This window comes from Sulfurirhabdus autotrophica, assembly GCF_004346685.1.
In the GTDB taxonomy this organism is placed as follows: Bacteria; Pseudomonadota; Gammaproteobacteria; order Burkholderiales; family SMCO01; genus Sulfurirhabdus; species Sulfurirhabdus autotrophica.
Map to the genome: position 1 here is coordinate 1 of NZ_SMCO01000009.1, position 13302 is coordinate 13302.

The following is a 13302-nucleotide window of genomic DNA, read 5'->3' on the forward strand; positions in this document are numbered from 1 at the left end:
TGAATATCGCTTTAATCATCGTCGTGATAATCTTTACCTTGGACTACTCAAATTGTTGAGACTAAACCCGCTTTAACTTCCTAAGACCCTAAAAAAATACAGAACAGAGGGGCTCTGCAAAATCATCCCCCTCAATAGCTGGCGTAATTAAGCCTCAAGATCGGAGACACCATGAACCAACCCATATTATGGTATTTCGCAGACCCCATGTGCTCCTGGTGCTGGGGGTTTTCCCCCACCATCGAAGCACTCAAACTTACCTATCAGGACAAACTGAAAGTCGCGCTGGTACTGGGCGGCCTCAGAGCTGGCACCACCGACCCCATGACGCCACAGCAGAGAGAAGACATCCTGCACCACTGGCATGCCGTGCAAAAACATACAGGGCAAACATTCCAGTTTGATGGTGCCATGCCGGAAGGATTCATCTACGATACCGAACCCGCTTGCAGAGGAGTTGTCGCCATATCCGAATCCAGTCCGGAACTTACCTTTCCCTTTTTTAAAGCAGTGCAATCGGCATTTTATGTCAAAAATCAGGATGTCACAAAACCCGAAGTATTGGCAAAACTGGCAGAAGAGTTAGGGGTAGACCCCAAACTTTTTTTGGAAGCTTTTCATTCAGAAGAAACCAAACATAAAACCCTGGCCCATTTTCATAAAGCCCGCGAATGGGGAGTGCGGGGCTTCCCCACCATCGTTTTACAAAGCGACGCAAATTACCATTTACTCTCTAAAGGCTATAGCACAGAGGCAGAACTAAAAGAACAAATCGACCCAATACTCGCAGAGAAACAGGGGGATTCGAACAAATCCATCCAATAAATAAAATTATTGTTTTTCTCCATCAGACCATTTTAAGCTAAAATGCTCCCTTCGCCCCGGTAGCTCAGTGGATAGAGCGACCCCCTCCTAAGGGGTAGGCCACACGTTCGATTCGTGTTCGGGGCACCAAACAATACAACAAAACAATAAGTTAATATCCTACCCAACTTGATGCTATCTAGCCATTGTATTAAAGAAATGTATCAAAGTATTTCATCGACTGGATACCTCAGTAAAAACTTAAAACTTCCCATCTAAAAGAATTTTTATATAGCCATTGCTAGACTGTAATATTGCGGTTAAAGTTAAGGCAAGCTTCTTCATCATCTAATTAGGACTTGGGGTGTGACTAACACAACGTTCAAACAAAATTATGGATTGAAGTAGCACTTAATCTACTGGGTTGCCATTAAACTGAATCAACTCTTGATTCCTTAGGAAGTAATCGACCAGCGCAATAAGGGCATCCTCTTTTACCTTTCGTTCGCTTTTCAATCTCTCTGAGCCATTCATGACCTATTGAACATTGCCACCAAGCTTTCTTCCCTGATCCAGCCACTACATCGTTAGCAGTCAATTTTCCATTCTTTGTTGGGTGCCATTGCTTTGCAATTTCAGGGTACAGTCTAGCCAAGGAATTTTCTGGGGTTACTCTTCTATTTGAACAAAATGGACACCCTGCCTTTGTTCTTGTATATAAATATGATTGCCATTCATGTGCATTAGAACACTGCCACCATATATTTAATCCAGACCCCACTGAAACCATATCAGGAGTAATTTTTCCGTTCTTTGTTGGATGCCATTGTGCGGCAATTTTTGGATGCGTTACCGTGAGGGACTTATCATATCCGGGACCAGGTAATTCAGAAATAAGTTGCTGATAAAGCCCGTCATTTTTATAATTTTCAAGACTTAGGTAATTCTCTACCTTGATCATTTGTTTCTCAGATAACGAACTCTTCACTAAAATCATTTTAACTAAATTTTGTATTAAAAATAAATTGTTATCTCTGTCTTTTTCCTGATAAAAAATATTGTTTTCACCAAGAACCCCTAGCCTTTTGTCACGAACTCTTAATAAAAGATAACCATTTGCTTCACACAACAGATTCTTTTGGAAATCTTTTTCTTTCTTTTCTAAATGCCAAGGATAACCATCAATTTCAATACACACAGATAAGCTAGGAATGCTTATATCAAATTCTTTACCCCAAATCTTTTGCTGCCTACTAACATCTGAAAAGAGGCTCAAAAATTCTGCAAATATTCTAAGTTCAAGCCTTGAGATATTTGGTCTACATAAAGGGCAACCAGTTTTTGCAACAGTTCTTTGTTGAATTGCAGCGATCCATGAATGACCTCTATTGCAATTCCACCAAACTTTTTTATTAGAAGTACCAACATAATCATCAGGCGTTTTCCCGTCATTTTTCTCATAGTCCCACGCCTTCGCAATTTCTGGAAACCGCACGGCAAGGGAATTATCTTTGCTAACAATCAGATTTGCACAATATGGGCAACCGCTATTTTGATTTGTTCTTCGACGAATGGGGGCTTCCCACTCATGACCTTTTGAACATTTCCACCAGACTTTTTTAGCTGATCCAGCGACAACATCGCTAGGCGTGAGTTCTCCATTTTTAACAATTTGCCAATCATGGGCTATATCAGGAAAACAATATCCAAGACTATTTTCTTTATGAACGCTGCTATTTTTGCAATAAGGACAACTGCCACCAGAAGACAATCTAGATGGTGGAGCTTCCCACTCGTGTCCTTTAGTGCACTGCCACCAGACCTTCTTATTGGTTTTAGGCATCACATCGCGTGGAGTTAAGTCTCGATTCTTTGTTGGGTGCCAGAGTTTGCTTACTTCGGGATGAATAGCTTCTAGGCAGTTTTCATTTGTTGCTTTTTGTCCAGCACAATACGGACATCCACTTTTACTTCTAGTACGGTGTTCAATTTTTGTCACCCACTCATGACCTTTTGAACATTTCCACCAGATTCTTTTTGCCGAACCAGGCACAACATCATTCGGCGTAAGCTTCCCATTCTTGTCTGGATCCCACTCTTGGGCTATATCAGGGAATAAATATGAAAGAGATAGTTCATTTTTATACATGTTTTTCATTTAAGTATTTCCATAGCACTTGGTTTTTTTCTGTAAGGAAATGTTTTCAACTTAAATTGCTAAACTTTACAATTGCTGTTGCTGACAACTACTAACAATTTGAATCTGATACAAAATATAAACAGATCTGGATTACCCGGTATGGACTGATCTCTTTGCTTGTATAGCTTTTCTTGGTGTAGCTACCGAGACGTTCATAATGATCTTCATGCTTTCTACAGTAGAGATGATTAAGTCCATGACTAGTACCAGCACTGGCAGCATTAGGACAACCTATGACTCTGCAATGGGAGTACATATGGTTGGGACTTGAGACTCGCTCAAGTAGTTTATCTTTAATCATAAAACATCAATAAATAAAATATTAAGAAATACCTTATGACTAACATAATAGCCACCCCACAAGCATGATAAGTGAAGACTAAAGTGACTGCTTAGGCTAATCATTAACGTTATTAACTACTTTAATCATCTACTTTATTTATTTTGGCGGAGCTTAACTCTGCCATTACTCGCCAATTTGTTAGGGCATAAAGCATTTATACATAAGATTTACAATGCTCAAAATTTACGATAACATTCTTTTTGCATTTTAATTCATTGATTAACTATTTGAATAACATAATTTTCTAATGCCAAATAAATTCAGGCAACTTTCAAAACTCGAACATTATTATTGCTAATCTATTTGCAGCTGGTAGGACGATAAATTGAAAACACTATTAACAAGCACTAAATCATTTATTGAGAAAAACAAAAAATTTGCTCTCGATGATTCCTTTATGGTGATTTACCTCATTCTGGCTTATTTTTTTAAATGGGCACCTGTTTCTACTCTCTTAGAGAGCACCGTCCTGTTTTTAAGTGCGGTTTTTATTTTTTGGGGTTTTATTATAAATAGCAATTGGGCCATCCAAAAAAAGCAGAAAACGCACATTGCCTTTCAAATCATTGCGGCAATCCCTTTAATCATTGAGATGTTTAAGTAACCAATCACTCTACTATCAGGCGTTCAGCTCATAGCCTTCATCTGAACACAACATCGCACTGGTAGCGATGCCCTTTCAAATATTAAATTTTCAATTTAATATTTGAATAAAAATGCTTTAGCTATGATAATTCCATCTTTAAAAATCATGAAACCGAATACGCCCCCAGTATTCACTGTAATACCTTTTTAAAGAATGGAAACAAGCATGAACACCACCAAGTCGGTCACTGCGCTAGCTCTCTCATTAGTGCTATTCAGTTTTTTACCATTAACAAGTTCAGTGTTTGCTGCAGAACATGAAAGCAAAGGAGAAGGTGGGGCTTCCGCGTATGCAAAACTGGAGACATTTACAGTTAATCTTCATGGATTAACTCAATACCTTCAAGTAGCCATCACACTAAAAGCAGCTACGCCCGAAGTCTCGGAAAAAGTAAAAACATATATGCCGATGATTCAGCACGAAATGATTTTGCTACTCAGTAATAGTGAGGCTGATCAACTTGCCACTGCTGAAGGCAAACATAAACTCAAAGAGTCAACCAAACAAGCGATCAACAAAGTGATTGGCATGACGGAAAAGCAAGGTGTAACCGATGTATTGTTTGAATCATTTATTATTCAATAACTACTTAAGATTCTGGTTGGTTTCTGCATATTCCTGATGGCAGAAATACGCTTAACCAACCTGTTGAATTTGTGACATGCATGCTCATTTTTCATCGCAGAACATTCACATTCAAAACACAATAAAAATATATTACATAAACAAATCATTATGTTATATATTTATTTCACAGTGGCATACGAATTGCATAGCTATTAGTGCCGGCTATAAAACAACTATAACGGCTCCTCGACTATAGAGGATGGGGAACAGGGAGAATAATATGGACGCGCTATGCGTCCATTTTTTTACCTGGATGGGTAAGCACTGCCCCATAAAGCCATTGTTCATATAGACAACCCAAATATGTTGCAACCACGTGTTTTACGATACGATGACAGACTTAAATAATTTCAGTTGGATGACTCATGACTACCCATTCTCTCGACAGCATCAAAATTGGCCTGGTGACAATCAGCGACAGAGCTTCACAAGGTGTTTATGAAGACAAAGGTATTCCAGCGCTGCAGGAATGGCTGACCAGTGCACTTTCAACCCCTTGGCAAACAATTACGCACATCATTCCAGACGAACAGGCATTGATAGAGTCCACGTTACGGGAACTGATAGATAAGGAAGGTTGCAATCTGATTCTCACAACAGGGGGAACGGGCCCTGCACCGCGAGATGTTACTCCAGAGGCTACTCTCGCCATAGCCGATAGAGTATTAGATGGGTTTGGTGAGCAGATGCGTGCGGTCAGTTTAAAATATGTGCCTACTGCGATTCTTTCACGCCAGGTTGCGGTTATTCGAAAACAATCCCTGATTATCAATCTTCCGGGCCAGCCTAAAGCCATTAAAGAAACGCTGGATGGCGTATTCGCTGCAGTACCTTACTGCATAGACCTGATAGGCGGGCCATACATTGAAACTCATGATGAAATCGTCAAGACATTCCGTCCAAAATCCGCGATTCGTGAGAAAAGTTAATGCCATCAATAACACGAAAAACAACTTAACCTTAAAATCCAATCAGACTTTAAGGTATTTTCCAATTATCATATGACAAATAATACACATCGTGCAGAAATCCCATATAAATTCAAGTGAAATTAGTTTAATATGCCTCAGTGAGTATTTTTACGCATCACTAACAGATAGGGATGGAATGACCGCTTCAGCAGGATACAAATACAATGTTTGATTTCAAGGGATTTATTAGCGCACTGTTACGTAAAAAATCTGACGCTCAGCTCGAAAATCTGAAATCAGCAACGATCTGGGTACAAGAACTCCCTGATAGTGATGTGCAAGAAGCACAAGATGAAATCATCAAAGTACTGGGAACCATCAATAGCAACGAAAAAACACCCCTGCTTGAGCGCATTCAGGTACTGATGTATCTGGATGAAAAAGCCAGCAAATTACAAGATCTACTCTGCCGGGAATACCTCTCCAACTTTAACAAGCAAGATGCGACAGAGCGGCTTTACCTCCCTACAATCCTCTCATTTTGGGAGGAAATGGCTGAAAGCTATCAGCTATGTGTACGGGAATTTGCCAACAACCCCTCCAACAAAAAAATCTGGAAAAACCTGCCTCTGCTAACCACCCGTGCAATCAGATGTTATGCCATGCAAGCGAAATGGAGTTACATTCGCTATATGCAAGTTGATGCCCATGTATGGAGAAACCTGCACCGGTTGTATTTATTTGCAGAACGAGAAAAATTCGCCCAAACCCCTTTGCGTCTATACCCTCACTTTACCAAAGATACCACCTGTACAGCCGAGTATATGCAAGCACTCCTTTTGCAACTCGCCAATCCAGAAAGCTTACTGCCCAACCAAATCAACATGGTAGATCACTGGCTGGACACCTGGGCCAGCAGCATCACTATTGAAGATAGTTTCCGCCCCCACAGACAAATTTACGCAGTCAACCTTGGTGATAATAAACCAGCCAAAAAACTGCGGCGCAACATGATTGGCGATAAATACCGCTATTGGGGTGTAGGTTTGCTCCAAGTGACTATTTCTAAAACAATAGAACATATTAAAGCTGGAGAGTTGCCAATTCACCTTCAACTGAGTGAAGAGTGTCGATTGCCAACCTGCCTGGAATTAATCGAACTGTTATCCGATCGCTGGTCAGGAAAAAACACCACCCGCAAACATGAACGCCAGAAAAACAAAGAAATCCTGCAAGTAGCGCAAGGCCTGAGAGAAATTTTGGAACAAATAAAGCCTGGTGCGAAGTCAAAATCAAAAGTTATACTGCCACCTGCAGAGCCGGACTTGGTTGAGCAATTTATTATTGATTACCAGTTAAATGACTCAACTGAACCCGGTCTAACCAGTGACGAAACCACTATGATGGGCGAACCGGAATTATTTGAACACGTTTCCGATCAATGGATGGTTGAAGATGAAAGCGCCAGCGGATATGGTGCGGTTTTCAATTCAAATGGTAAAAGCCGACTTAAAGTAGGTATGTTAATCGGCTTGAAACCCGACAATAAGAAGCACTTTGCGGTTGGCATTGTACGAAGAATAAACAAAGATACTTCAAGTAAAACCCATGTGGGTATCCAGACACTGACCCAAACACCCATTGCAGTTGAACTGCTTGATACTGAAAGTAAAAAGTCGCACAACCCCTCTATGGATGCGATATACCTGCCAGAATCTACAGCAGCAGAATTGCAGCGCAGCATCATTATTGATGCAAGTGCCTATATTAAAGGCCAAGCTTTGCAATTGAAAGCACAAGGCAAATCCTATGTGATCCGAATTCAAAATATACTTGAACAAAATGATGATTTTGTTCGCACCAGTTTTGACGTCATTGCGAAACATTAATGACCACTGAAGTTCTCCCTCATTTGGAGATTACAACCGGTCTCTCGCCTTCAGCCAGTATTATATGGCTGCATGGCCTGGGGGCAGATGGTCATGATTTTGAATCTATTGTCGGTGAGTTATCGCTTCCGGATGATCTTTCAGTCCGGTTTATTTTACCCCATGCACCCAGCATGGCCGTTACGATTAATAACGGTTACGTCATGCCAGCATGGTACGACATTTTTCATCCAGACCTGACAACAAGTGAAGATGAAGCAGGTATTCGGCAAACCCAAAAAGCCATAGAAAAATTGATTCAGCGCGAAACAGATCGGGGAATATTCAGTGAACGCATCATACTGGCGGGGTTTTCCCAAGGGGGGGCCATTGCTCTTCACACTGGCTTGCGATATGCAGACAGATTGGCAGGCATCCTCGCTTTATCTACTTACATTCCGTTACAATCGACTTTTGCAAATGAGGCTAGCCGCACTAATGGGCATTTGCCTATTTTCATGGCACACGGAAGTGCGGACACTGTCATTCCTATCACGAAGGCAGTGGCATCAAAAAACTTACTATTGGAAAATCACTACAATGTTGAGTGGCATGAATATGCAATGGCACATAGTTTATGTCAGGAAGAAGTCAGCGATATCAATGACTGGCTCATTAGCGTGTTAGGGTAAAACCAGCATTCAAGCGGGTTCTGCCTCAACATATCAAAGTAAAACCTGTTCAAATTCAGCTGGTTTTCGCTTTGACTACTATAACAAATGCCACACGCAACCAGTCATCACCTTTTTCAAGTACATCAGTTAACCGGATCATGTAGCGTTTTTTACCTGCTGCTAACTCAAGCACTCTATCAGGTGCATATTCAGAAGGGTCTACAACCAAACTATTCGGAAAATGATTTTCATCGTCTTTTGGCACGTAAACACCCGCAATAGGTAGCAACATATCCGCAGCATCAACACCATCCACCGCATAACCCGTTGAATAAAGCTGTTTCGCATGCAACGTGACGACGATTGGAAGCTTTACCAGCACTTCTATACCAACATACAATTGGCCAGCAGCTGGTTTTGACAAGCGTCTTACCACGCCGATTTGCCATTGTCCTGAACGCTCTGGTTTTAATCCAACCAGCTTATCCAGGCGGATCCAGTCATTCCCCATTACGTTTAAGGTAGCCCCATAGCCACCCTCGCTCTCATTTTCCATTACCCATCGCTCGTGATGTGCCACTTGCTGCTGGTCTAATGGGCTTCCGGCGGCACCCAATTTGGCTTGGGTGCGTTTAGTCACAAAACCGTAAAGCCGAACGTCTACCATTTCATCGTAGCTAAGCGCGCCCTTGTCAATATCTGTATCAGTCGGTTTCTTACTCAGCAATGCAAGTTCGTTATCCACTCTTACCTGACCAAAGATATCTTCAACTTCATGTACGACTTCTATCATTTTAACGACTGTAGTACGTGCATGCAGTCGATTAACTCGGGTTACTGTGGGTGCCCAATGCCGCATCAAGTCATCCAGGAATTCAAGGCAACCAGGCAATCTGCAAGCCTCTCCCAATCCTAGTCTGGCTGGCGCATCTCCTTTAAGAAGCTTCGTTTTGACACGCTCAATCCTGCAAACCAAATCATGCGTTCCCCAATAACGCTGCATATCGTTATTCTGCATTTTGCGTATCCTTTTCCCACCCCTGTCTGTACTCAGGTCTACACAAAAAACATGCTGGGCAGGATCGTAGACTTTTTTCAGTGTCATGCTGGAGGACCATTCTTCCAGCCACATACTCACCATATCAATCTGCTTTGGAAACAAACTTCCGGTATTCAGATTGTTCAGCATCAGTGCCTGCACATACAGATCCGTGCAAGTTGCACTTTTTCCGGTGACGTCATATAGCTTGATTGGTTCGTGATCAAACTCTTCATATTCAGCAAAATGATACAGGTTATGTAACCGCTTCCACATCTTGGGCTCAAGCTGTTCATAACGGAAATAGTTCCACTTAAAAGTCATGCCAAAATAGTTAATTGCTCTGGCAGTAATTTTAGGAAGCAATGACTTGATCTTGCTGCCGGATGGATTACCGACATAATCCATTATGAATGCGTGGTAACCGCGTGTAGTTTCCCAATAGTAAGCGTGAATTGAATTCCACAGACGACTTTCTATCACTCGGGACATGCGCGGATTTTGCAAATATTGCTGGCACAGTGATTCTTGTAGCTCTACACCTTGCTCATCGAGCTGCATCAGCATTTGCAGACGATCTTTTGAAAACGGATCAGTTTTATTATTTAGCTCAACGATGCACTGGGTGATTTTCTCGTGCGCAGTATACATATCACCCATCGGCAATTCGTTGTTAATCCAATTGGTGAGTGCTTTCAGGCTAGAAAGGGGGTCTGTCGTCTTATTCCGGCCGAAAGGTAAAAAATCAAACATTCAATATAACTCCAGATTCTCACGGTTTTTGCGTGATCACCTAATTATCAAGATGCAATTACTAACGCAAAAATCATGCCATAACAAAAACATTGCATGAATTAAGCGCATCTTGATAAAAAACGTGTGAAAACATGGATTATAAAAGAAATTCCACTTTCAGCCTAACATTACATTAACATAAATTAATGTAATTTCAACAAGAACATCGAAATTTCGACGATGCCATTAAATTACCCCTAATTAGCAAATCACTCTTACTTTACGAAGCTATTTCTCTATAACTGATTCGCTGGTAATCCTGGCCTTCTTCAAGTAACTTATTGAGGGCAATACGGCATGTTTCTTCCTGATTGATCATTTCGAAGCAATTTTCACCCACGAAACTCTGTGGCTCCATCAGCAAGGTGCTTTCATCAACACATTTATTATTTGCGCCCATGAAAATCGCATCGATGTGGGTACTGACAACCACATCGGTCACTTTCTCCCATACAGAAACATTATTAATGGACGGTTGCATACGTATAGAAGCAGGATTATGTCCCAAAACCTGTATACCCACATGGATTTTATGATCACTGTCGCGACTCAGCCGACGCACCGTACCAACCACCCATTCCTTCCCATCTTCAGGTTTAAGCGCAATTAACAGCCCGATTTTCACCCAATCCTCTCCGATAGAGGGTATCACAGCACCAAAGCCACATTCGCTAATGTTGACGGTCACCCAACTTTCAGTATTACCTTCTTCTTTTACAGTGGCATTTTCCAGTGCGGTTGCCGCAATTCTCATTTGTTTGGTTTTATCTGTAACAAAGCCATAGAGTTTTAAATCTACCCTTTCCTGATACAACACGTCTTTATCATCATCAATTCGCTTTGTCGTACCTTGAGTTGATATCGCAATTTTTCTGCGAATCTCCTTAAACCCATGTACAACATTCAAACGGGTGACCACTTTGCTACGTGCTGTTTTACGTTGCGGCGGCGTTGGGGACCAGCATTGCTCCAATATATGAAACACTTCCTGCAAATCATCTTTTTTGAACTCGGATGCAAAATCAAGTGACTGTGGAATGACGCCCGCATCTATCTGATCCACAAAAATTTTCATATTTTGCGCAGCTTCATTAGAACTAAAGAATAGCATCACTGCATGTATAGGCGTGCCTTTTATTAACCGCGCCGGAGCTGTATGCGCAGAAATATCCATATAAAACATACTATTGACTTCAGGTTGTCCAGACATGGAAAATGAATTGATTAAATTCATAATTACCTTATCTGCAAGATGTATTTGAACAGGCAGTAATTTATCTGGTGTAGAAACGCTCAGCATAACTGCGCGCAACAATTCTTTAAACGCTGTAGTAGGTCCCGACTCATGCTGATAAGGGACCAATAAACCATGAAATAACGCATTAGACTCAGCAAAAAAATACAATTTTGACAAACCAGCCCAAATTTTTTCATCAATCGGCCTGTAGCGAATATAAAGTAACTTATTCTGTTCTGCATAGGCTCTCATGGTTCGAATAACCATCAAGGGCAGATGTTTTTCGATCAACAATGCATCTTCACCATTACCCTCATATAGAGAAATACAGTGCTCGTAAGCGGCAGCGAGATGTTTCCAGAACTCAAATAGTGCCATCCACAAACGGTTTTCTTGCGTTTTCTGCATGCGCGACAAATCTAGATACTGCTGGCTCAACTCTAATTGCAACGGCTGCGCTGTTTCATCCAGCAATTTCAGAATTTCAAACTGTTCTACAGGATTATAGCCATCCGTATTACGAACTGAATCTAGCCAGAATGACACTTCTTCCAAAGCTTTAAGTGAGCTTCCCAACGGCAAATCCAGAAGCAATTTTTTTGCGTCCTGAATATTACCCATCGGATGATCCGGGCCTTTTTTAAGCAGTTTTTTAAAACTGAACATGAGTACCTTTATTCATTTTGCTCGACGGCAGTAACCAACCGCCTTCATGGAAAAAACTTCCTTAGATCGTTATCGGCAAAAAAATACAAACATTTAATTTTACGAATAATAATGTAGCAGACCAACATGTTGATCATATGAAGTCGCACTGCGATTTCTTTATATACGGATGTATAATCAATACGTTAACAAACAATAGGCTGCTATTTTATTGTGCCAATTTGAGGAAGACTCAACACATACCTCTCTTTGAGCAATAGACTATATCTTTGAAATGTAAAGATGAAACTAAAATTTTACTTCGAGCCAGTCAATTTTAGACGCAGTTTTATCTATAAAAATCCGGCACAAAGTGATTGAGAAAAAACTGATGCAAAGTGGTATGAAATTGAAAATACAATGAGAGTAAACGCTTTGAAGCACAAAGCATCATAGATATTGAAAATTACAATATCAAACAATGCTTAACCATATTCTGATTATTGAGCATTGTCCTTATTTTGCTCGGGCTTTTCTTCGATTAATATTGTCATTGTCTGGTCACCGAGTGAAAAAGCTTCTTTAATAGTGCCGATCACCCTGATCTTCTGACCTTTATTTGGTAAAGCCTTCTCGCTCACAACGCCTATTTCACCTGTTCCATCATTCACCAGGAAATATTTCACAATAAACAAAGAAAAGGCACCGGTTACCTCCCCTTCAATCGCTACTTTTTTATCAGCATACTCTCGTGGATTATCAATAATTGTTTTAATCTGCACTGTACGAGTACAGGCGATTAACAATAACATTGTGAGGATAGCAACAGACCAGAATTTGAAACGACGCGCCACTTTATAATCCTTTTAAAAATTTTCCTGCTTGGCTCAGACTTATTCTGAAACTCAGCAAAACGTACAGGTACTGTTTTTATTCAGGTTCAGGCCAATGTTTAATGTAGCGTTTAAGCAACTGGTTTTCAAAATTTGCTTCGGTCAAACAGGCTTTGGCTACATCATGAAAAGTAATGACCCCCAACAAATTCTCACCATCAATAACCGGTAAATGCCGTATATGATTTTCCGTCATGATTCCGCGTACGTAATCTACAGTATCTTCGGGACCCGCAATAATGAGTTCTTTGGTCATCAAATCCTGAACTTTAAACTTACCAAGGTCACAGGCATATTTATAAGAAGCACGTAATATATCGCGCTCGGTTACTATACCAATCATTTTGCCATTACTGTCCAGCACTACCAATGAGCCGATGTTCCGATCTACCATCTGGTGTATTGCTTCCGTCACAGGGATTTCCGGACTGATACTAAATGTCTCTCCCCCCTTAATTGCCAGAATATCGCGGATTATCATTGTCACCTCCTTAAGCATTGAAGACTGGATATAGCAAAAACCAATCCAGACGAAGCTATCTAAAAGCAATTAACAAATACATCCCGGAAAACGCATACAAATCTATCTGTTACTAACCATACTATCCCATGTTGACCTT

Annotated in this window: 11 protein-coding genes, 1 tRNA gene and 1 pseudogene; 8 read left to right on the forward strand and 5 right to left on the reverse strand. The window is 40.8% G+C overall.

Annotation, left to right across the window (positions count from 1 at the left end; genetic code table 11):
• The 3 genes and pseudogenes from EDC63_RS10020 to EDC63_RS10030 form a co-directional block, all read left to right on the forward strand.
• A pseudogene (locus EDC63_RS10020) lies at positions 1–76 on the forward strand (IS1595 family transposase); the annotation flags it as partial.
• 95 nt (positions 77–171) lie between these two features.
• A complete protein-coding gene (locus EDC63_RS10025; protein WP_165922972.1) occupies positions 172–825 on the forward strand; it encodes a DsbA family protein in 654 nt (217 codons plus the stop codon).
• Between the two features lie 53 nt (positions 826–878).
• Positions 879–954 (forward strand) — tRNA-Arg (locus tag EDC63_RS10030).
• 280 nt (positions 955–1234) lie between these two features.
• On the opposite strand, the gene EDC63_RS10035 is transcribed toward EDC63_RS10030, so the two are convergent.
• On the reverse strand, positions 1235–2962 hold the full coding sequence (locus EDC63_RS10035) for a zinc-ribbon domain-containing protein (RefSeq protein WP_124946800.1): 1728 nt from the start codon (positions 2960–2962) through the stop codon (positions 1235–1237).
• Between the two features lie 710 nt (positions 2963–3672).
• On the opposite strand from EDC63_RS10035, the gene EDC63_RS10040 reads away from it, so the two are divergent.
• From EDC63_RS10040 to EDC63_RS10060, 5 genes are all read left to right on the forward strand, one after another.
• Positions 3673–3951: a hypothetical protein gene (locus tag EDC63_RS10040; RefSeq protein WP_124946799.1), complete on the forward strand. Its 279-nt coding sequence runs from the start codon at positions 3673–3675 to the stop codon at positions 3949–3951.
• A 207-nt stretch (positions 3952–4158) separates the two neighbouring features.
• The gene (locus tag EDC63_RS10045; RefSeq protein WP_165922973.1) at positions 4159–4578 is read left to right on the forward strand and encodes a flagellar basal body-associated FliL family protein; all 420 of its coding nucleotides are present in this window, start codon (positions 4159–4161) and stop codon (positions 4576–4578) included.
• 407 nt (positions 4579–4985) lie between these two features.
• Positions 4986–5549, forward strand: a complete 564-nt coding sequence (gene mog / locus EDC63_RS10050) for a molybdopterin adenylyltransferase (protein ID WP_124946797.1) — start codon at positions 4986–4988, stop codon at positions 5547–5549.
• Positions 5550–5755: 206 nt separating this feature from the next.
• Positions 5756–7420, forward strand: a complete 1665-nt coding sequence (locus EDC63_RS10055; RefSeq protein WP_124946796.1) for a hypothetical protein — start codon at positions 5756–5758, stop codon at positions 7418–7420.
• Positions 7420–8091, forward strand: a complete 672-nt coding sequence (locus EDC63_RS10060; RefSeq protein ID WP_124946795.1) for an alpha/beta hydrolase — start codon at positions 7420–7422, stop codon at positions 8089–8091. The genes EDC63_RS10055 and EDC63_RS10060 overlap by 1 nt, the downstream gene beginning before the upstream one ends.
• A gap of 55 nt (positions 8092–8146) precedes the next feature.
• On the opposite strand, the gene EDC63_RS10065 is transcribed toward EDC63_RS10060, so the two are convergent.
• From EDC63_RS10065 to EDC63_RS10080, 4 genes are all read right to left on the reverse strand, one after another.
• A complete protein-coding gene (locus EDC63_RS10065; RefSeq protein WP_124946794.1) occupies positions 8147–9865 on the reverse strand; it encodes a hypothetical protein in 1719 nt (572 codons plus the stop codon).
• A gap of 262 nt (positions 9866–10127) precedes the next feature.
• Positions 10128–11810 (reverse strand): hypothetical protein, encoded by a 1683-nt coding sequence (locus EDC63_RS10070; RefSeq protein ID WP_124946793.1) that lies wholly within the window; start codon positions 11808–11810, stop codon positions 10128–10130.
• Between the two features lie 479 nt (positions 11811–12289).
• A complete protein-coding gene (locus EDC63_RS10075; RefSeq protein ID WP_124946792.1) occupies positions 12290–12643 on the reverse strand; it encodes a hypothetical protein in 354 nt (117 codons plus the stop codon).
• Between the two features lie 76 nt (positions 12644–12719).
• Positions 12720–13163 (reverse strand): CBS domain-containing protein, encoded by a 444-nt coding sequence (locus EDC63_RS10080; protein ID WP_124946791.1) that lies wholly within the window; start codon positions 13161–13163, stop codon positions 12720–12722.
• Between the last annotated feature and the right edge of the window lie 139 nt (positions 13164–13302).